Here is a 19,195-nt window from a genome sequence, read left to right on the forward strand (position 1 = left end):
GTGGCCATGGAATCGCGGAAGCCGGAGTCGGCGCCGGACCAGCCCAGTCTGGTCCGGCCCTACTCCCTGACTTCGGGACGTACGAGTCCTGCGGTCGAACTGGCGTTGGAGGCGCTCATCCAGGCCATTCCGGGAACCGACGATCGGTCCCGGGATCTGGACAACATCAACGCCACGATCCTGGAGCTGTGCAAGGAATCACCCTCGGTCGCGGAGATCGCCGCGCGCGTGGGGGTGCCGATCGGCGTGGCACGCGTGCTCGTCGCCGATCTCGTCGAAGCCGGACACGTACAGATCCTGGCCACGCTGAAAGACGATTCGAGCGACGCGGAGCGTCGTGAGCTGATTGAAAGGGTCCTCAGTGGACTTCGCGAACTCTAACGCCACGAAGCGCGTGACCTCGACCAAGATCGTGATCGCCGGAGGCTTCGGCGTCGGCAAGACGACTCTGGTCGGGGCGGTGTCGGAAATCGTGCCGCTTCGCACCGAGGCGCTCGTGACGAACGCCAGCGACGGCGTCGACAACCTCTCTGCGACACCGCAGAAGGCGACCACCACGGTCGCCATGGACTTCGGCCGTATCAGTCTGGCCGACGACCTCGTCCTCTATCTGTTCGGTACGCCCGGACAGCACCGCTTCTGGTTCATGTGGGACGACCTGATCCGCGGCGCCATCGGTGCGATCGTGCTGATCGATACGCGTCGCCTGGACGAGAGCTTCGCCGCCGTCGACTTCTTCGAGGCGCGCAATCTCCCGTTCATCGTCGCCATCAACGAATTCGACGATGCGCCCCGGTACCCGCTCGAGGACATCCGTCAGGCGATGGCGATCTCGGCGGACGTGCCGATCGTGTCGATCGACGCGCGCGCCCGTGAGTCGGCGAAGCAGGCTCTGGTCACCGTCACCGAATACGCCCTGCGGAAGCTGCACCAGCCGGTGACCCAGTAATGGGGGAGGGCCTCGAACTCTTCACGATGGGCTCGTGGGTCACGGTCCTGGCCTATCTGACCTCGGCGATCGGGGTGTTCGTCGGTGTCACCGGTGCTCGACGGGTCCGCACCACCTCCAGTGATCGATTGCGTTCGTACTGGATGATTCTCGCTGCTCTGGTGAGTGGCGGCGTGGGTGTCTGGCTCGCCATGTTCCTTCCGATGGCAGGCTTCAACGTCGAGGACAGCGTGGTGCGGTTCGACACCGTCACCATCGTGTTCTCGATGCTCGTCGCGCTGGTGTCGGTGTACGTGGCGTTGCTCGTCGCGATTCCGAACAACGGTCCCGCCACCCTCGGCCGGACGGTCACGGGTGCTCTCGTGCTGGGCGCCGGCCTGGCGGGCGTGCCGTTCTCGGTCCTCGCATCGGTGCGGATCCAGGGCTCGCTGACCTTCGATCCCCTCTGGGTCGCCGCAGCGGTGGGACTGGCGATCGTGACGGCCGTGGGCTTCCTGGCCCAGGTGAAGACCGCGGACACGTGGCCCAAGCGCCTGCTGAGCAGCGCGTTGGCCGGTGCCGCCGTGATCGCGGTGCACTTCCTCGCCGCCGCGTCGGTTCGTGTGGAGATCGACCCCGCCGTGGTGGTCTCCGGTGGGATCGAGGTCTTCTCGATTCTCTTCCCGCTCTTCGTCGTCGGCCTGCTGCTGCTGGCCGTCCCGATCGTTCTGGTGCTCCAGGCCCCGGATCGTCTTGCGGCGGAACTGGAAGCGGAATCCGAGCGATGGGCGGCGGACGGTCCGGAAGAGCCCGTCGACGGTCGGATCTACTGAAATTCGCCCTAATTTGTTGTCACTCAACATATCTGGTTGAAATCCCGGAAGTGGAGTAGCCTTCTGCGCAGCGTCGGGGGTCGCTGTCGGTCTACTCGGCACGACACGGCCCGATACGCCGTGCGTGCCGCTTCCTGGGGGGCAACATGTCGCACGAGGTTCACCATTTCTCCATGGGCGGTTGGCTTTTCGCTCTCGCCTACATCACGTCCGCGGTCGGGTGCTATGCCGGGCTGTCCTGCGCGCGCAAGGCTGCGAACGCGTGGACGTCGGTCGCCAGGACCCGATGGACACTCATGGCGGCGCTGTCCATCGGCGGCGTCGGAATCTGGTTGATGCACTTCATCGGCATGATGGGCTTCGACGTACCCGGCTCGACCATCCGTTACGACCTCGGGCTGACGCTGCTGTCCGTCGCACTCGCCGTGGCGGCCACCCTGTTCGGATTGCGGATCCTCGACACCGACGCGCAGTGGATCCGCGCGTTGCCGTCGGATATCCGACTCCTCGTCGGTGGCGTGATCATGGGGTTCGCCGTCGCCGGCATGCACTACAGCGGCATGGCCGCGGTGCGGATCCAGGGCGAACTCGAGCAGGGGAGGTCGTACGTCACGGCGTCCGTGGCGATCGGTGTCGTCGCGTCGATCGTCGCGTTGTGGCTGTCGCGGGTCGCGGAACGGCCCGCTGTACGGATCCCGGCCGCCGCCGTCATGGGATGCGCCGTGGTGGCACTGCACTACACGGGCATGGCCGGGATCGCGGTGACCGTCGATCCGTCCGCTCCGCATCCGGAGGGGATGACCATCATGACCCTGCTGTTTCCCGGTTTCATCATCGGTGTCACGTTGCTCGCGGTGCCGGTCGTGGCCCTGATGGCATCGGCGAGCACCCAGGACCTCGAGCAGGAGCGGGAGGTGGCGACCTGGTTCGGCGGGGGCGGAGCCGAGACGGCCTCCCGTCCTCACGGGCGACATGTGAAACGGTGATGTGATGTGAACGCCCACAGTGCGATAAGGTCTCTTACGCTGCTGGAAAATCGGGGTGCAGCTCGCATCGGGTAGGTCGTGGCGCGCGCCCACCGAGCGCGGTGGTGATAGCGCGCCGCTACGAGGACCTCACGTGTCGCACGACGTACACCATTTCTCCATGGGGATGTGGGTATTCTTCCTCTCCTACACCACCGCCGTGATGGGCTCCTTCGTCGGATTGTCGTGCGTCCGGCGGTCGCTCGAAGAACCGCGGCGCAGCGGCAACTGGTGGCTCCTCATGGCGTCGTTGTCCATCGGCGGTGTGGGCATCTGGCTCATGCACTTCATCGGCATGATGGGCTTCTCCGTGCCGGGGACGACCATCCGGTACGAACTGGCACCGACGGTCTTCTCCGTCGTACTCGCCGTCGTCGCGACTCTCGTGGGCCTGCGGATAGCCGACGTACACGATGTCAGCAAGCACCGCATTCCCGAATCGGTGCGGTTGCTCGTCGGCGGGCTGCTGATGGGCGCCGCCGTCAGCATGATGCACTACAGCGGCATGTACGCCATCCGCATCCGGGGCACGATCGAACACGAGACGGGGTACGTGATCGCCTCGGTGATCATCGGTGTCGTCGCCTCCACGGCCGCACTCGCGCTGGCCCGCCGCGCGCGTCGTCTCGAGATCCGCGTCGTCGCGGCCTTCGTCATGGGATGCGCGGTCGTGGCGCTGCACTACACCGGCATGGCCGGCGTGCGGGTCACCCTTGATCCGAGCATGCCCGCCCCGGAAGGCATGACCGTGATGTCGTTGCTGTTCCCGGCGTTCGTCCTCGGCATCATCGTCCTGGCCGTGCCGATCACCGCGTTGCTACTCGCCTCCGACCCGGAGGACGCCGTGCGCGACGCCCGGCTCGAGCAGTGGGCATCGGGGGTGGAACGGCAGGTCGACCGCGACCCGGTCACCGGATCCCACATGTGAGAGCTCGGTTCCGGACAGATCTCGGGCTGTGAAGTGCCTGTCCTTCTCGGCATCGGCTGACCTGCACCTATAGACTCGTGTGGTTGCGAGACGTCCGTCGGGCCGAAGGCCGGAGCCGGGCGTGCGAGCCGAGTAGAAGAAGGAGCTCATGACCGACACCACGTTGCCTCCGGAGGGGCCGGGGCACGACCGCATCGAGCCCGTCGACATCCAGCAGGAGATGCAGAGCAGCTACATCGATTACGCGATGAGCGTGATCGTGGGCCGTGCTCTGCCCGACGTGCGTGACGGTCTCAAACCGGTGCACCGTCGCGTGCTCTACGCGATGTTCGACAACGGCTTCCGCCCCGACCGCGGGTACGTGAAGTCGGCGCGCGCGGTCGCCGAGACCATGGGCAACTACCACCCGCACGGCGACGCGTCGATCTACGACACGCTCGTGCGTCTGGCACAGCCGTGGTCGATGCGCTATCCGCTCGTCGACGGCCAGGGCAACTTCGGTTCCCGCGGCAACGACGGCGCCGCCGCCATGCGGTACACCGAGTGCCGGCTCACGCCGCTCGCGATGGAGATGCTGCGGGAGATCGACCACGAGACGGTCGATTTCCAGCCGAACTACGACGGCCGCACGCAGGAGCCGACGGTTCTCCCCAGCCGTATCCCCAACCTGTTGATCAACGGTTCGGGCGGTATCGCGGTCGGTATGGCCACCAACATCCCGCCGCACAATCTCGGCGAGGTGGCGGAGGCCATCTACTGGGCGCTCGAGAACTTCGAGGCCGACGAGGAGACCACCCTCGCCGCCGTGATGGAGCGGATCAAGGGACCGGACTTCCCGACCTCCGGCCTGATCACCGGATCGCAGGGCATCCACGATGCCTACACCACCGGTCGCGGATCGGTGAAGATGCGCGGTGTCGTGGAGATCGAAGAGGATGCCAAGGGCCGCACCAGCATCGTCATCACCGAGCTGCCCTACATGGTCAACCCGGACAACCTCATCACGTCGATCGCCGAGCAGGTCCGCGACGGCAAGATCGCGGGCATCTCCGACATCCACGACGAGTCGTCCGACCGCGTCGGCATGCGCATCGTCGTCACCGTCCGCCGCGACGCGGTGGCCAAGGTGGTTCTCAACAACCTCTACAAGCACACGCAGCTGCAGACGAGTTTCGGCTGCAACATGCTGTCGATCGTCGACGGGGTGCCGCGCACGCTGCGCCTCGACCAGATGATCCGGTTGTACGTCAACCACCAGATCGAGGTCATCGTCCGGCGTACGCGGTACCTGCTGCGCAAGGCCGAGGAACGCGCCCACATCCTGCGCGGCCTGGTCAAGGCCCTCGACGCGCTCGACGAGGTCATCGCGCTCATCCGCGCGTCGCAGACCGTCGACATCGCGCGTGCCGGCCTGATCGAGCTGCTCACGGTCGACGAGATCCAGGCCGACGCGATCCTGGCGATGCAGCTGCGTCGCCTCGCCGCTCTCGAACGGCAGAAGATCGTCGACGACCTCGCCGAGATCGAGCGCGAGATCGAGGACTACAAGGACATCCTGGCCCGCCCCGAGCGGCAGCGTGCCATCGTCCGCGACGAGCTGAAGGAGATCGTCGACAAGTACGGCGACGAGCGTCGTACGCGGATCGTCGCGGCCGACGGCGACGTCAACGACGAGGACCTCATCGCACGCGAGGACGTCGTCGTCACGATCACCGAGACCGGCTACGCCAAGCGCACGCGTACCGACCTGTACCGCTCGCAGAAGCGCGGCGGCAAGGGCGTCAAGGGTGCCGAGCTCAAGCAGGACGACATCGTCAAGCACTTCTTCGTGACGTCCACGCACGACTGGCTGCTGTTCTTCACCACGAAGGGCCGCGTCTACCGCGCGAAGGCGTACGAGCTGCCCGAGGCGAACCGCACGGCCCGCGGTCAGCACGTCGCGAACCTGCTGGCCTTCCAGCCCGACGAGCGCATCCAGGGCGTCATCCGCCTCAAGACCTACGAGGATGCGCCGTATCTGGTGCTCGCGACCCGCAACGGCCTGGTCAAGAAGTCGCGCCTGTCGGACTTCGACTCCAACCGTTCGGGCGGCATCGTCGCGATCAACCTGCGTGGCGACGACGAGCTCGTCGGCGCGGTGCTGTGCTCCGCCGAGGACGATCTGCTCCTCGTCTCGCAGCAGGGCCAGTCGATCCGCTTCTCGGCCACCGACGAGGCGCTGCGTCCGATGGGCCGCGCGACCTCCGGTGTGCAGGGCATGCGGTTCAACGGCGAGGACAAGCTGCTCTCGCTCAACGTCGTCAAGGAGGGCACCTACCTGCTGGTCGCTACCTCGGGTGGTTACGCCAAGCGCACCCCGATGGAGGACTACCCGGTCCAGGGCCGCGGCGGTAAGGGTGTTCTGACCATCCAGTACGACCGCAAGCGTGGCAACCTGGTCGGGGCGCGCATCGTCGAGGACGACGACGAGTTGTACGCCATCACCTCGAGCGGCGGTGTCATCCGCACTGCGGCGAAGCAGGTGCGCAAGGCAGGCCGTCAGACCAAGGGCGTGCGGCTCATGAACCTGGCCGAGGGCGATACATTGCTCGCGATCGCGCGCAACGCCGACGAGCCGGACGAAGCCGACGCAGCCGGAGCTAAGGAGTCGTAAGTGAGCACTCCCCAGGGACCGAACGGGGCCGATCGCGGGCAACCCGGTCGGAAGCCGGAGGACCGTACAGAGAACGAGGTGAAGCCCGAGAACAAGGGCACGCAGCAGGGCCCGGCCTCGGAGCAGAAACCGGCGCCGGAGAACCGGCCGTCGCAGTCGTCCCCGACACAGCCTTCGCAGGCTCCTGGGACACCGGCGCAGGGCTCGTCCGCTCCCGCGGCGGGAGCTGCAGCGGATCCGGCACCCGCGCAGGGTTCGGCCGACCGGACGCCGGCAGCCGGGCAGAAGGCCGCCGAGCCGACGGCGAAGGCGGCGCAGGACAAGCCTGCTCGGGGCGACGCTCCGAAGTCCGGCGGTGCCTCGGCCGACGGTGGGAACGGACGGTCGGCTGCGGCCGATCAGCCGGCCACCGGACAGCAGCGCACCGCTCAGATGCCCCGCTCCGGCGGCCCGACCCCTCCCTGGCAGCGGGGAGCGGCGTCGGCGCAGTCGGGCTCTCCGCAGAACGCTCCGCAGACGAACGTTCCGGGTGTGGGTCCGGGTCTGTCGAAGCAGGGGGGCACGCCTCAGCGTCCCGCTGCGGCCTCGGCCAAGGGTTCCGAGACCGGAGGCCCGGCGCCGTCGACGCGTCCCGTCGTGACCGGCACAGCGGCTCCCAAGGCCGCCGGAGGAGCTCGCCCGGCCGGTGGCGGAGACTCCGCGCGCGGAGCGGGCGACCGGGCTGCTGCGGCGAAGGCGAAGTCCGCGGTCATCGACGGCCCGACGCGGCACATCGAGCGCAAGGATCTCGCCAAGGATCTGCCGGATCTGTCCGCGGTGAAGCATCCGTCGCCCGGCTCGCCGAGCACGGGGGAGACCCCGCAGGTGAGTGCTCCCAGCACCACCGCCGTTCCCACGGCGAGCCCCGCTGCCGGACCGCTGCGGGCCACCGTGCAGATCCGCCGCATCGACCCCTGGTCGATGTTGAAGATCTCGTCGGTGATCTCGGTGTCGCTGTTCTTCGTGTGGATGATCGCGGTCGGCCTGCTCTACGGCGTGCTGGCCGGCATGGGGGTGTGGGAACGCCTCAACAGTGCGTTCACCGACATCGTCTCCGACGCCGGTAGCGGTGCGCTCGTCTCGGCCGGCCAGGTGTTCGGCTACGCGACGATCATCGGCATCGCCAACACGGTGTTGCTGACGGCTCTCGCGACCCTCGGTGCGTTCATCTACAACCTCTGCACCGATCTCGTGGGCGGTGTCCAGGCCACCCTCGCAGACCCGGATTGACCTGCAGGAACACTGCCCCGCCGAGGCGATTTGTTTCCGGCGGCCCCGGTGGGGTAGTGTTCCATCTCGGTTCGAGGGCCTATAGCTCAGGCGGTTAGAGCGCTTCGCTGATAACGAAGAGGTCGGAGGTTCAAGTCCTCCTAGGCCCACTCCCGTGCCGGAAGGATGATCGGAATGAGGGTTCTCGCGCTTGTGGGAACCGGGATTCTGATCGTTCTCGGAATCGCTCGCATGCTTCGGAGCGAAGACGAATGGCACGCGGTTCCCAGCCGCTGATGCGGCGGACGGGGCCTTAGCTCAGTTGGTAGAGCGCTGCCTTTGCAAGGCAGATGTCAGGAGTTCGAATCTCCTAGGCTCCACAATCACATGAATACGGTTAGAGGGCGTTTCCGATCCTTCGGAAGCGCCCTTTCTCTGTTGCTGCACCACACTGTGTGCCCACATTCCACACTCGAAGGGTGACCGCCCGCCTCTCTCCACGACTCGCCGGAATCGTCGCCGCGCTGCCGCTGGAGCCGCACCTGCGGGTGCTGGAGATCGGGTGCGGTCCCGGTGCTGCAGCGCGAGCCGTCGCCGAACGGCTGACCACCGGGCACATCCTCGCCATCGACCGCTCCCGGGCGGCGATCGATCGACTGATCGTCTCGTCGGGCGACCTCATCGCGTCGGGACGGCTGAGTGCGCGCTGCGTGGCCGTCGAGGACTTCGTCGTGGAGGAGGACGAGGAGCTGTTCGACCTCGTCTTCGCGATCAGGGTGGGTGCACTCGATGGTCGGCATCCCGAAGCCGGCAGGGCCGCTCTGAGGCGGATTGCGGTGGCGACACGGCCGCAGGCGCGCCTGTTCGTCGACGGTGGTGACCCGCTCAGGGAGCTTCCGATTCCGAGGCGATCGTGAACGGTCCCGAATCGACGGTCCGTTTCACGTGAAACATCAGGACAGCGCGGTGGTGAGGACCCTGCGGATCGAGGTGCGCACCTCGTCGAGCCCGCGGCCGGATTCGATCAGTTCCGTGCCCTTGTGCACGAGAGCTGTGACGAGTTCGGCGTCGAGTTCGGGGTCTGCGACTCCCCGGGCGCGCAGCGCCTCGAGAAGTGGGAGGACCAGATCCTGGTGCATCGCGTGCATGCTCTCGTCGCTGAACGCCTGCGGTGTGAAGGTGGCGAGAGCACCGACGATCGCGTGTTCCCCCTCGGCGACCAGTTGCAGATTGACGTCGATGTACATCAGCACCCGCTCGGTCGGATCGGAGACCTCGTCCATCGCCTCGACCACGCGTTTGTTCCAGCGGGGGAACAGATCGACGACGACTGCGTGCAGCAGGTCGTCGCGGGAATCGAAATAGTTGTAGACGCTCGACCGTGCCAGACCGGCACGGCGGGCTACGTCGCCGAGAGAAGGCGCCTGTTCCGGCGTCTCGGCGAGGAGTTCGAGTGCTGCGTCGAGGAGGGCACGGCGCTGCGCGGCGCGATGCTCCGCGACCGTCGCTGCGGAAATCTTCGGCACCGCCGGCCCTCCTCGTTCAGCTGTCGACTTCTCAGTCGTGTGGTCGAAGTCTTCCGTCGACCATTTCCAATACGCGGTCGCAGTGCCGCAGGACTTCGTGGTCGTGGGTGACCATGATCGTAGCCACCCCACTGGTGTGGGTTTCGCGTGCCAGCAGTTCGACGACCTCGTGGCTGCGTTTGCGATCCAGCGCCGCGGTGGGTTCGTCGACGAGCAGCAGCGACGGTTCGGCCATCAGGGCACGGGCGATGCCGACCCGCTGACGCTCACCACCCGAGAGCTGACCCGGCCGACGGTCGGCGCGGTGCTCCATGCCCACCGAGGCGAGCAGTTCGGCGGGATTCCGCCCGGGCCGTCCGGTGATCTTCTCGACGAGGAGCAGTTGATCACGCGCCGTGAGGGCAGGGAGGAGGTTGCCGGACTGGAACACGAAACCGATGCGTTCGCGCCGCAGCTTCGTGGTGGCCTTCCGGTCGAGTTCGGTCAGTTCGATCCCGTCGACCTTCACGGCGCCGGAGGTGGGTCGGCTCAGGCCGCCCGCGACCGCCAGCAGGCTCGACTTGCCGGCGCCGGACGGGCCGACGATCGCGACGAGTTCACCGGGGGCGACGTCCAGATCGACGTGGTCGAGGGCGTGGACCGTGCTGTCACCGTCGCCGAAGGACAGGCAGACGTCGGCCAGGCTCAGACCTGTGGTGGTGGTGACGGTCATCGGTTCTCTCCCAGTGCTGCGAGCGGGTCGACGCGGACGATGCGGGCCACGGCGAGCGCGGCGCCGACGAGGCCGAGGACGACGAGCAGGACGGCGCCCTGCACGATCGGCCCGGTCTCGAGGACGAACGGCATACCGCTGCCTTCGAGGCCCGATCCGAGACCGAGGCCGATGAGCACGCCGACGGCCACGGAGCCGACGAGCACGATCACAGCCTGCAGGAGCGAGTCGCGCAGGAGGAAGCCGGTGGAGGCGCCCATCGCGCGGAGCACGGCGATCTCACGGCTGCGCTGCACCGTCCAGATCGTGAAGAACGCTCCGACGACGAGGGCGGAGATCGCGTAGAGGAACGCGATGATCATCGACATCGTCATCATCTCGGCGCTGTAGCCGGGGGAGGCGTCGAACGATTCCTCGAGGGTCTTCGCGGCCGTACCGGCCTCTGCGTCGCCGGCGGCGAGGTCGGGCAGTGCTCCGTCGACGCCCTCGATCGCGACCACGCTGGCTTCGGTGTACGCGCTCGGGGGGACCTGCTCACCGAGCCGGACGCCGGCGTGGATCTCCTGCCAGGTGTTCAGGGGCAGGTAGGCGACGTCGACGTGTCCGAAGGTGCGCTTGTCGGAGGTGAATCCGACGACGTTCAGCCGGGTACCGAGACGGTCGACGACGATGGTGTCGCCGAGTTCGACACCGGTGGCGCGGGCGCTGTCGCTGAGGACGACGTCGGTGTCACCGCCGATCGGTGTCCCCTCGGCGACCGAGGGTTCGAGGAACGAGCCCGGCCGGATGCCGAAGAGGGTGAGGTCGACGGGGGTTCCACCGTCGGTCTTCGCGTTGACGATGGTGTTGCCGAACAGTTCGGCCCGGGCGACGTCCGGGCGGGCACGCCAGGCGTCGGCCTGGTCCTCCGTGACCACGGATCGGGAGAACGCGGAGTCGGTCTTGGTCCCCTCGGCGAAGGCGAACGCCTGGACCGGTGTGCGCTGCAGGGCGGAGACACCGTCGACGACGAGACCGGACGACAGGCCGGACAGGATGACCATGAGGATCGAGATGAGCGCGACGACCGCGCCCATCAACAGAAAGCGGGTGCGCGCAAACCATAGTTCGCGCATGGCAAGAAACATGTGGAGTCCTTCGTGGGCTGGACCGGACAGGTACCCCCGATCTTCTCGACGGCACGTCGATATCTTACCGACATGCTGTCGGCATCTTTACGTGACGGTTACTACATTAGGTAGTAATTGCAGGTGAGGGAAGTATTCTGACCCCATGGCCGTCGACGTGGAGACCGTGAGGCGCATGCGCGCGGTCTTCGTGGGCGCAATCTCGGTCACCCTGAGCACCGCCGCGCACGCAGTCGCGGGCGGCGCCGTGCCGCATCAGGACGTGCTGGTGCTCCTCGCCGGTTCGGCTGTCGCCTCCGGTCTGCTCGCCGCGGAGACCCGCCTTCCGGTGCCGCTGCTCCTCGTCCTCGCTCAGGTGACAGGGCACCTCGTGCTCGGACTGCACGACGGCCATCTGCACACCCCGACAGCCGGGATGCTCGTCGCCCACGTCGCCGCGGTCGCCGTGGCGGCTCTGCTCCTGCGCGGCGCCGAGAAGGGCTGCGAGGTGGCGCTCGCGGCCCTGCACCGGATGGTCCCCGAGCTGTTCCGCGCGCTGCCCGTGGCCGTCGTGGAGCCCACCCGCATCGCCCACCGGCCCCGCGTGGGCCCGGGGGTCCTGCTCGTCGGTGGGGTGGGAAGTCGCGGGCCACCCGCAGTTCTCCGTTAGATCCCTCATTCGGTCGTCTCCCGACGACCGTTCGTTCGGCGTGCCCGTATGCCGCCACCGATCCACGGAGAATCATGAAGAAGACCCTGCTCTGCACCGCGAGCGTCGCCGTCGTCACCGCACTGTTCGCGACCGCCTGCGGATCCGAGACCACCACGACCTCGGCGGATGCCGTCGTCGTCGCCGATGCCTGGGTGAAGGCCTCCGACACCGGGATGACCGGAGCCTTCGCCGAGATCGAGAACACCGGAAGCGACGACGTGCACATCGTGGGCGCGTCCAGCCCCTCGTCCGCCTCCACCGAACTGCACGAAATGGTGTCTGCGGAGGGCACCTCGATGGTCATGCAGGAGATGGGCGACGGGCTCGTCGTTCCTGCCGGGACCACCCACACCCTCGCTCCCGGCGGTGATCACCTCATGCTCATGGACCTCGCCGAACCCCTGAGGCCCGGCAGCACGGTGAGCTTCACGCTCGAGTTCGCGGACGGTTCCACCGAGGAGTTCACCGCCCAGGTCCGCGACTTCGCCGGAGCGCAGGAGGAATACGTGCCGGCCGACGGAGCGGCGCACGATGGCTAGGTTCACCCGACGCGCTCTGCTCGGTGGCGGTGTCGCCGCACTGGGTGCCGCGGGACTCGGCGCGGTCGGTGGCGGGACGGCGGTCGCGTCCCGCATCCCCGAACCGATCGGCGCGCGGACCGTGGAGATCCACGGCGCTCATCAGGCCGGTATCGACACCTCCGCGCAGTCGTTCGCGTCGTTCGTGGCACTGGACCTCGCCGACGGTATCGATCGTGACGGGCTCGTCGGGATCATGCGGGTGTGGGCCGAGGACGCCCGGCGCCTCACCACCGGCATGCCCGCGCTGGGCGACACCGAACCCGAACTCGCCGTCGACCCGGCCCGGCTGACGGTCACCGTCGGCTACGGTCCCGCGGTCTTCGACGCCGCTGGTCTGACCGATCTGCGACCGGCGTGGCTGAAGCCGCTGCCGGCCTTCCCGATCGACCGGCTCGAGGAACGATGGTCGGGCGGCGACCTGCTGTTGCAGGTCTGCGCCGACGACCCGGTGACCGTCTCGCACGCGGTGCGCACACTCACCAGGAGTGTGCGCTCGCTGGCGACGGTCCGCTGGATCCAGCGCGGATTCCGGCGTGCGGCCGGCACGCGGCCCGACGGGACGACGATGCGCAACCTCATGGGTCAGGTCGACGGCACCGTCAATCCCGTCCCGCACAGCCCGGACTTCGACCGGCAGGTGTGGAATCCGGGCGACCCGCCGTGGATGGCCGGCGGTACCTCGCTGGTGCTGCGCCGGATCCGCATGGAACTCGACACGTGGGACGAGCTGGACCGTCCGGCTCGCGAGCTCGCGGTCGGCCGGCGACTGTCGAACGGTGCTCCCCTGACGGGTTCGGAGGAATACGACGACGCCGATTTCGAGGCCACCGACCGGTTCGGCATCCCGGTGATCCCACCGGAATCGCACGTCGCGCGGGCACGTCCCCGCACCGGCGACGAGCAGTTCCTGCGACGGGGGTACAACTACGACGACCAGGACGGCGTCGGGCTGCTGTTCGCCGCCTACCAGGTGGACGTGGAGCGTCAGTTCGTCCCGGTGCAGCAGCGCCTCGCCGAGCACGACGCGCTGAATCCGTGGATCACCCCGATCGGGTCGGCCGTCTTCCTCCTTCCGCCGGGCTTCGGTCCCGACGGGTATCCCGGCGACGTCCTGCTGGGTGTCTGAGACAAGTCCGCGACGGATGTGGAATCGAGGTCTAGCCTCGATTGTGTGACCGAGATTACACAGATACGTCAAGGCTTCGCGTCGTTGCGGGAAGGCGGTCTGAACTGGGACGCCTTCCCGCTGCGTCTCTTCGCGAAGGGCAACGCAGCACATTGGGACCCGATGGACATCGACTTCTCCCACGACGCCGACGACTGGGCCTCGCTCAACTCCGAGCAGCGCCGCAGTTCGACCTATCTGGTCGCGTTGTTCGTCGCGGGTGAGGAGGCCGTCACCCAGGACATCCTCCCGTTCCTCCGCGCGATGGAGGCGGAAGGGCGACTGGGCGACGAGATGTACCTGACGCAGTTCTGCTACGAGGAGGCCAAGCACGTCCAGGTGTTCCGTCGCTGGATGGACACCGTGGGACTCACGTCCGACCTGCATCCCTTCGTCGCCGAGAATCCCTACTACCGGAAGCTGTTCTACGAGGAACTACCGCACAGCCTCCGCGTCCTCGAGAGCGATCCGTCGCCGGCCAACCAGGTCCGCGCGAGCGTCACCTACAACCACGTCATCGAGGGCAGTCTCGCGCTGACCGGGTACTACGCGTGGCAGAAGGTGTGCACGAAGTTCGGGATCCTTCCGGGCATGCAGGAGATCATCCGGCGGATCGGCTCCGACGAGCGCCGACACATGGCCTGGGGCACGTTCACCTGCAGACGGCATGTGGCAGCGGACGATTCGAACTGGAACGTCGTGCTGCAGCGGATGGAGGAACTGATTCCCCTCGCGACCGGCATGATCCAGTGGCAGAACGAGCAGTTCGACGAACAGCCCTACGGCCTCGACAACGACGAGTTCATCTCCTACGCGGCGGACCGGGCCCAGAGACGGCTCGGCGCAATCGAATCCGCGCGCGGGCGTCCCCTCGAGGAGATCGATCTCGATTTTGCTCCCGCGGTGCTCGAGGACCGTTTCGGCGACGAGGACGCTGCCGCTCTCGCCGCAGTGCCCACTCCCGATCGCATCCCGGCGGAGCGAGCGGGGGAGTAGTCAGAGCAGCACGCCCACGACGAGCGCGATCAACACGAGAACGGCAACGGCTGCGATGGCCACCGTTCTCGTGTTGCCGCCGCCGGTCTCCTCCTCGGTGTCGGCGGTGAGAACGGGCACGGGCGCGGACTCCTCCGCGGCGTTGCGCGCGCCCACGAGGTTCTCGGCGTCGATGCGCCGCTCGAGTTCGCGCAGTCGCGCGAGACCACCGGTGAGAACGTCGGTTTCGTCGTAGGAGGGTGGCAGTCCGATCCTGGTCTTGTTGGTCTCGCGTGCCGGGGTGAATCCGGCCGCGAGGATCGCCGCGCCGAGCGCCGCGGTCTGTTCCGGTCCCGGGCCGACGAGACTGCGCACCGTGAGCTTCGTGGCGAGGCTGTTCGCGATCCCCTGGATATGGGTGCGGTCGCGTGCGACGAGACCGTCGCCCATGACGACGACCGCCTCGAGATTGTCCGGAATCCAGCCGAACGATCCGAGGGCCGTGGCGAGTTGGGCTGCCGGGGACGGAGCGCCCTGGGCGGGAGTGCGGTAGGCCTTGCCGGCGGGCACGCCCGAACGCACGAGGGTGACGGTCGAGCCGCCGTCGTCGAGGTGGAAGACCCCGACGAGCTGGCCCGGGGTCTCGGATATCTCGGAGGCGTACCAGGCGGCGGCCGCCTGCGCGTCGGACACGAGGTCGACGTGTCGCAGATCCGCATAGTCCAGGGCCGCGCGCAAGGTCGCGATGGTGTCCGGATCCCAGTGCGACGGGTAGGTCGCGGCGTAGCCGGGGTCGCTGTCGCGGTCCATGCCGCCGAAGGTGGGCAGCGGGTGGCACTCCCGCAGCAGGCAGTGGATGGCGGTGGCCATCGCGTCCTCGGCGCGGTACATGCGACCGTCGCTCGCGGTGATGCCCGATGCGTCGCCGACCCGCGTGAGGAAGCCCGCGATCGTGCGCGCTTCGTCGCCGTGCGCCACGCTGCCGAGTGACGTGTTGCCGTCGTGGTCGACGTGCAGGACGGAGTCGCGGGCGAGGACGACAGGGTCGGGAGTGCCGGGTTCGTTGGACGCGATGACCGCCGTGGACACGACTCGCCCGATCCGGAGGCCGACACCGATTGCCATGTCTTCCCTTCCCTCGAGAGGCTGCTCGTCCGTCTTGCCGGCGAGACCCGACTCGCTCCGGGTGCGCCGGACAAATGCACCGCTTCGGGCGCGAAGAACGATTGTGGCAGACAGGGTGGGAAGTGCCGACCTTACTTTCCGGTAAGTACGTGTTACAGTCCGTACCGCCGTGACGAGGGACACACGGCTCCGGTGGATCCAGGTGGAGGAACAACACAATGGGGCGTGCTCGGAAGTGGATGGCCGCGGCGGTGACCACGACGGTCCTCGCGGGTGGACTTCTCGGAACCGCGACGACAGCGGGAGCCGAGACGGACTTCTATCTCCCGCCGGATCCGCTGCCGACGAGTGCTCCCGGCGACGTCCTGCGCACGGCACCGTCCGATCTGGCGTTGCGCGCACCCGTCGCCGACGGTGTCTTCCCCGGTCAGGGCACCAAACTGCTGTACCGCAGCAACGACGCCAAGGGTGCGCCCAACGCGGTGAGCGGCACCTACATCGAACCGTCGACGCCGTGGGACGGTCCCGGCGACCGGCCGCTCGTCGCACTGGCCATCGGCACCCACGGTCAGGGTGACCAGTGCGCGCCGTCCCGCAACCTCGGGGCGCTCGTGAACTACAACCCGCCCCTCGACTTCTTCACCGAGTACGAGGTGCTGTCGATCAACGCGCTACTGCTGCGCGGCATCGCCGTGGTCGTCACCGACTACGACGGTCTCGGTACGCCGGGGCACCACACCTACGTGAACCGCGCCGCCGAGGCCCACGCTGTCCTCGACTCGGTGCGTGCGGCGCTGAAGCTCGAGAACGCGTCGGTGACGGAGAACAGCCCGGTCGGCCTGTTCGGTTACTCGCAGGGCGGCGGCGCGTCGGGCGCTGCGGCCGAGCTCGCACCCGAGTACGCCCCCGAACTGAACCTCGTCGGCGCCTACGTGGGTGCTCCGCCCGCCGACCTGGTGGCCACGCTGAAGCAGATCGACGGCACACTGCTCACCGGTGCCATCGGATACACGATCAACGGCCTGGCCGACGCCTACCCGGAGATCCGCGACGAGATCGACGCCGAGGTCAGCGATCACGGTCGCGAGATGCTCGCCGCGGTGGCGAACCAGTGCGTCCCGGAGACGATCGCGAACTTCGCGTTCCAGCGCACCGGCGACTACACCCGCACGGGTGAGCCCCTCGACGTCGTGCTCGAGCGCCTTCCCCAGGTCCAGAAGATCCTCGCGGAGCAGCGCATCGGCAACCGCACCCCGGCCGTGCCCGTCCTGCTCCAGCACGGCACGCAGGACGACACCGTCCCTTACGGTCAGGGCCGTCAGCTGGCGCTGGACTGGTGCGACAAGGGCGCGACGGTGCAGTTCCTGCCCAACACGACCCCGCCGATCCTGCCCGGCTTCATCATCAACCATGCGGTGCCGATGATCGGCGGACTGCCCGAGTCCGTCTCGTACATCGAAGCGCGACTGCGCGGTGAGCCCGCACCGTCGAACTGCGGAGCCTTCTGACGCTCCGACCGATCCACAACGGAGCCGGCCCGCACTCCCTTTCGGGATGCGGGCCGGCTCCGTGTGCGGGGACTACACCGAGTGTCGGGTGTCGATGATCCGGCGCGCGACGTTCGTCTCGGTCGACGGACCCGGTTCCCAGCGGGAGATCCACGGGCCGGTGCCCTCGCTCGGATCGAGCACGCCGCGCTCGAGCCACTCGTATCTACCCTCGAGAACGCCGGCCGCGGTGCGACGGTCCTCGGCGTCGGTGTTCGTCCACAGGGCGTCGAACAACTTCTCCACACGCAGCCGCGACTGCTTGCAGAAGGCGTCGGCCAGCTCGAAGGCCGCGTCGGCTCCCGGATGCCCGTCCACGCGTTGCCGTTCGGCGCGCACGCACACGGCGGTCGCGGCGAACAGTTCGGCCCCGATGTCGACGATCCGGCCGAGGAAGTTCTCCCGCTTCTCGAGTGCGGCCTGCCAGCGGGCCATCCCGTAGAAGGTCGAGCGGGCGAGCTTGCGTGAACTGCGTTCGATGTACCTCAGATGAGGTGCCAGGGAACCGAATTCGTTGTATGTCCGCGGTAACTGTCCCTTACCGGCGACGAGCTTCGGGAGCCACCGGGCGTAGAACCCGCTCGCCCGTACCGCGGCCTGCGCCTTCTCCTTCCCCGTCGAATCGGGGTCGGCGAGTTCGCCGGCCGCGCGCAGGTGGGCGTCGACCGCCTCGCGGGCGACGAGCAGACGCATGATCTCGCTCGACCCTTCGAAGATACGGTTGATCCGCAGGTCGCGGACGAGTTGCTCTGCGGGAACGGCTCGTTCACCGCGTGCCGCGAGGGACTCGGCGGTCTCGTAACCGCGTCCGCCGCGGATCTGCACGAGTTCGTCGGCGATGAGGCATCCCATCTCGCTCGCCCACAACTTCGCCAGCGCCGCCTCGATGCGGATGTCGTTGCGCTGCTCGTCGTTCATCTGCCCCGACAGTTCCACGACGGACTCGAGTGCGTAGGTGGTCGCGGCGATGAACGAGATCTTCGCGGCGACGGCCTCGTGTTCACCGACCGGCCTGCCCCACTGCACCCGCTCCGACGACCATTCGCGGGCGATCTTCAGCGCCCACTTGCCGGCGCCCGCGCACATCGCGGGGATGGCGAGGCGACCGGCGTTGAGCGTCGTCAACGCGATCTTCAGGCCGTCGCCCTCACGCCCGATGAGGCTCTCCTTCGGAACCCGCACCTTGTGCAGTCGGGTCACGCCGTTCTCGATACCGCGCAGGCCCATGAAGGAGTTGCGGCGTTCGACGGTGATGCCCGGCGAATCCGCTTCCACGACGAAGGCGGAGATCCCGCCGCGATGGCCCTCGCTCTTCGGTACACGGGCCATGACGACGAGCAGTTCGGCGACCACCCCGTTGGTCGTCCACAGCTTGACGCCCTCGAGTTCGTAGGCGCTGCCGTCCTCGACGGGAGTGGCGGTGGACGCGAGTCGGGCGGGATCGGACCCGACGTCGGGTTCGGTGAGCAGGAAGGCCGAGATGGCGCCACGCGCGCATCTCGGCAGGAAGCGCTGTTTCTGCTCGGGGGTGCCGGCGAGCTTCAGCGGTTCCGGCACGCCGATCGACTGATGGGCCGACAGCAGCGCGCCGATGCTGGGGTGCACGCAGGCGACGACCGTCAGGGCCCGGTTGTAGGCGACCTGCGACAGGCCGAGGCCGCCGTACTCCTGGGGGATCTTCATACCGAAGCAGCCGAGTTCGGCCAGTTCACGTACGTATTCATCGGGTATCCGCGCGTCGCGTTCGATGCGGCCGCCGTCCATCGAACTGCACGCCGCGCGCAGGCGTGCGAGGAACTCCTCGGTGCGGGAGTCCTCGTCGGGTGTCGGTCGTGGGAAGGGGTGGACGAGGTCGAGGGTGAGCCGTCCGAGGAACAGTTCCTTCGCGAAGGACGGCTTGTTCCACTCGGATTCGCGGGCCTGCTCTGCTACTTCGCGAGCCTGCCGCTCGGTTACTTCGCGAGCCTGCTGCTCGGTGACCTGTGGGGTTCGGACATCGGCGCTGTCTGCCATGACTGCCTCCGGGTCGCGTGCCTACTGGTGAGTATGCACCCGGATGTGTCGCTTATCACAGCTTCGGCCAAGTCGATCATGAAGCGACAGGGATGTGAACGAGATCACTGCCGGGGAG

18 protein-coding genes and 2 tRNA genes are annotated in these 19,195 nt (G+C 67.7%); 15 read left to right on the plus strand and 5 right to left on the minus strand.

The genetic code is table 11. The features are described 5' to 3' along the window. Positions 1 to 6: 6 nt before the first annotated feature. The 10 genes from U9J23_RS00040 (at position 7) to U9J23_RS00085 (ending at position 8,532) form a co-directional block, all read left to right on the plus strand. Positions 7 to 381, plus strand: coding sequence for a DUF742 domain-containing protein (locus U9J23_RS00040; RefSeq protein WP_085468661.1), 375 nt, complete (start codon positions 7 to 9; stop codon positions 379 to 381). Positions 382 to 394: 13 nt separating this feature from the next. Continuing rightward, positions 395 to 949: a GTP-binding protein gene (locus U9J23_RS00045; protein ID WP_016691076.1), complete on the plus strand. Its 555-nt coding sequence runs from the start codon at positions 395 to 397 to the stop codon at positions 947 to 949. Continuing rightward, positions 949 to 1,761 (plus strand): MHYT domain-containing protein, encoded by an 813-nt coding sequence (locus tag U9J23_RS00050; RefSeq protein ID WP_059381956.1) that lies wholly within the window; start codon positions 949 to 951, stop codon positions 1,759 to 1,761. The genes U9J23_RS00045 and U9J23_RS00050 overlap by 1 nt, the downstream gene beginning before the upstream one ends. A 146-nt stretch (positions 1,762 to 1,907) precedes the next feature. Then, on the plus strand, positions 1,908 to 2,747 hold the full coding sequence (locus tag U9J23_RS00055; protein WP_059381988.1) for an MHYT domain-containing protein: 840 nt from the start codon (positions 1,908 to 1,910) through the stop codon (positions 2,745 to 2,747). 166 nt (positions 2,748 to 2,913) lie between these two features. Then, a complete protein-coding gene (locus U9J23_RS00060) occupies positions 2,914 to 3,714 on the plus strand; it encodes an MHYT domain-containing protein (RefSeq protein WP_085468662.1) in 801 nt (266 codons plus the stop codon). A gap of 148 nt (positions 3,715 to 3,862) precedes the next feature. Next, positions 3,863 to 6,367 carry a DNA gyrase subunit A gene (gene gyrA, locus U9J23_RS00065; protein ID WP_059381958.1) on the plus strand — a complete coding sequence of 835 codons (2,505 nt, stop codon included), beginning with the start codon at positions 3,863 to 3,865 and terminating at the stop codon, positions 6,365 to 6,367. Next, positions 6,368 to 7,636 carry a DUF3566 domain-containing protein gene (locus U9J23_RS00070; RefSeq protein WP_059381959.1) on the plus strand — a complete coding sequence of 423 codons (1,269 nt, stop codon included), beginning with the start codon at positions 6,368 to 6,370 and terminating at the stop codon, positions 7,634 to 7,636. It begins immediately after the preceding gene. A 75-nt stretch (positions 7,637 to 7,711) separates the two neighbouring features. Beyond that, a tRNA-Ile gene (locus U9J23_RS00075) sits at positions 7,712 to 7,785 on the plus strand. Positions 7,786 to 7,922: 137 nt separating this feature from the next. After that, positions 7,923 to 7,995, plus strand: a tRNA-Ala gene (locus U9J23_RS00080). A 99-nt stretch (positions 7,996 to 8,094) separates the two neighbouring features. After that, entirely contained in the window at positions 8,095 to 8,532 is a 438-nt protein-coding gene (locus U9J23_RS00085; RefSeq protein WP_059381960.1) for a class I SAM-dependent methyltransferase, read from the plus strand. A 36-nt stretch (positions 8,533 to 8,568) separates the two neighbouring features. On the opposite strand, the gene U9J23_RS00090 is transcribed toward U9J23_RS00085, so the two are convergent. From U9J23_RS00090 to U9J23_RS00100, 3 genes are read right to left on the minus strand one after another with little or no spacing between them, the layout of a single operon-like run. After that, the gene (locus U9J23_RS00090) at positions 8,569 to 9,141 is read right to left on the minus strand and encodes a TetR/AcrR family transcriptional regulator (RefSeq protein WP_059381961.1); all 573 of its coding nucleotides are present in this window, start codon (positions 9,139 to 9,141) and stop codon (positions 8,569 to 8,571) included. 31 nt (positions 9,142 to 9,172) lie between these two features. After that, entirely contained in the window at positions 9,173 to 9,853 is a 681-nt protein-coding gene (locus tag U9J23_RS00095) for an ABC transporter ATP-binding protein (RefSeq protein ID WP_059381962.1), read from the minus strand. Then, positions 9,850 to 10,980 carry an ABC transporter permease gene (locus U9J23_RS00100; protein ID WP_179161736.1) on the minus strand — a complete coding sequence of 377 codons (1,131 nt, stop codon included), beginning with the start codon at positions 10,978 to 10,980 and terminating at the stop codon, positions 9,850 to 9,852. The genes U9J23_RS00095 and U9J23_RS00100 overlap by 4 nt, the downstream gene beginning before the upstream one ends. A gap of 145 nt (positions 10,981 to 11,125) precedes the next feature. On the opposite strand from U9J23_RS00100, the gene U9J23_RS00105 reads away from it, so the two are divergent. The 4 genes from U9J23_RS00105 to U9J23_RS00120 all read left to right on the plus strand — a co-directional run bounded on the left by U9J23_RS00105 (position 11,126) and on the right by U9J23_RS00120 (position 14,413). After that, positions 11,126 to 11,629, plus strand: a complete 504-nt coding sequence (locus U9J23_RS00105) for a hypothetical protein (protein ID WP_059381964.1) — start codon at positions 11,126 to 11,128, stop codon at positions 11,627 to 11,629. A 74-nt stretch (positions 11,630 to 11,703) separates the two neighbouring features. Beyond that, positions 11,704 to 12,210, plus strand: a complete 507-nt coding sequence (locus U9J23_RS00110) for a copper chaperone PCu(A)C (RefSeq protein WP_326600847.1) — start codon at positions 11,704 to 11,706, stop codon at positions 12,208 to 12,210. After that, positions 12,203 to 13,378, plus strand: a complete 1,176-nt coding sequence (locus U9J23_RS00115; protein ID WP_059381965.1) for a Dyp-type peroxidase — start codon at positions 12,203 to 12,205, stop codon at positions 13,376 to 13,378. The genes U9J23_RS00110 and U9J23_RS00115 overlap by 8 nt, the downstream gene beginning before the upstream one ends. Before the next feature lie 45 nt (positions 13,379 to 13,423). After that, positions 13,424 to 14,413, plus strand: coding sequence for a R2-like ligand-binding oxidase (locus U9J23_RS00120; RefSeq protein ID WP_059381966.1), 990 nt, complete (start codon positions 13,424 to 13,426; stop codon positions 14,411 to 14,413). On the opposite strand, the gene U9J23_RS00125 is transcribed toward U9J23_RS00120, so the two are convergent. Beyond that, positions 14,414 to 15,517 (minus strand): hypothetical protein, encoded by a 1,104-nt coding sequence (locus U9J23_RS00125; protein WP_059381967.1) that lies wholly within the window; start codon positions 15,515 to 15,517, stop codon positions 14,414 to 14,416. It abuts the gene before it with no gap. Positions 15,518 to 15,735: 218 nt separating this feature from the next. Between U9J23_RS00125 and U9J23_RS00130 the strand changes: the two genes are divergently transcribed. After that, positions 15,736 to 17,025, plus strand: a complete 1,290-nt coding sequence (locus tag U9J23_RS00130) for a lipase family protein (RefSeq protein WP_059381968.1) — start codon at positions 15,736 to 15,738, stop codon at positions 17,023 to 17,025. Between the two features lie 72 nt (positions 17,026 to 17,097). Here the strand turns inward: U9J23_RS00130 and U9J23_RS00135 are convergent, their stop codons facing one another. Continuing rightward, a complete protein-coding gene (locus U9J23_RS00135) occupies positions 17,098 to 19,077 on the minus strand; it encodes an acyl-CoA dehydrogenase family protein (protein ID WP_326600848.1) in 1,980 nt (659 codons plus the stop codon). Positions 19,078 to 19,195 lie beyond the last annotated feature (118 nt).

The organism is Rhodococcus sp. PD04 (assembly GCF_035918275.1).
Lineage (GTDB): Bacteria > Actinomycetota > Actinomycetes > Mycobacteriales > Mycobacteriaceae > Rhodococcus > Rhodococcus rhodochrous.

Coding starts and splice junctions, on each gene's coding strand:
- U9J23_RS00105 (WP_059381964.1), top strand. CDS start 11,126: ATGGCCGTCGACGTGGAGACCGTGAGGCGCATGCGCGCGGTCTTCGTG.
- U9J23_RS00060 (WP_085468662.1), top strand. CDS start 2,914: ATGTGGGTATTCTTCCTCTCCTACACCACCGCCGTGATGGGCTCCTTC.
- U9J23_RS00055 (WP_059381988.1), top strand. CDS start 1,908: ATGTCGCACGAGGTTCACCATTTCTCCATGGGCGGTTGGCTTTTCGCT.
- U9J23_RS00040 (WP_085468661.1), top strand. CDS start 7: ATGGAATCGCGGAAGCCGGAGTCGGCGCCGGACCAGCCCAGTCTGGTC.
- U9J23_RS00130 (WP_059381968.1), top strand. CDS start 15,736: ATGGGGCGTGCTCGGAAGTGGATGGCCGCGGCGGTGACCACGACGGTC.
- U9J23_RS00115 (WP_059381965.1), top strand. CDS start 12,203: ATGGCTAGGTTCACCCGACGCGCTCTGCTCGGTGGCGGTGTCGCCGCA.
- U9J23_RS00125 (WP_059381967.1), bottom strand. CDS start 15,517: ATGGCAATCGGTGTCGGCCTCCGGATCGGGCGAGTCGTGTCCACGGCG.
- gyrA (WP_059381958.1), top strand. CDS start 3,863: ATGACCGACACCACGTTGCCTCCGGAGGGGCCGGGGCACGACCGCATC.
- U9J23_RS00100 (WP_179161736.1), bottom strand. CDS start 10,980: ATGTTTCTTGCCATGCGCGAACTATGGTTTGCGCGCACCCGCTTTCTG.
- U9J23_RS00135 (WP_326600848.1), bottom strand. CDS start 19,077: ATGGCAGACAGCGCCGATGTCCGAACCCCACAGGTCACCGAGCAGCAG.
- U9J23_RS00110 (WP_326600847.1), top strand. CDS start 11,704: ATGAAGAAGACCCTGCTCTGCACCGCGAGCGTCGCCGTCGTCACCGCA.
- U9J23_RS00095 (WP_059381962.1), bottom strand. CDS start 9,853: ATGACCGTCACCACCACCACAGGTCTGAGCCTGGCCGACGTCTGCCTG.
- U9J23_RS00050 (WP_059381956.1), top strand. CDS start 949: ATGGGGGAGGGCCTCGAACTCTTCACGATGGGCTCGTGGGTCACGGTC.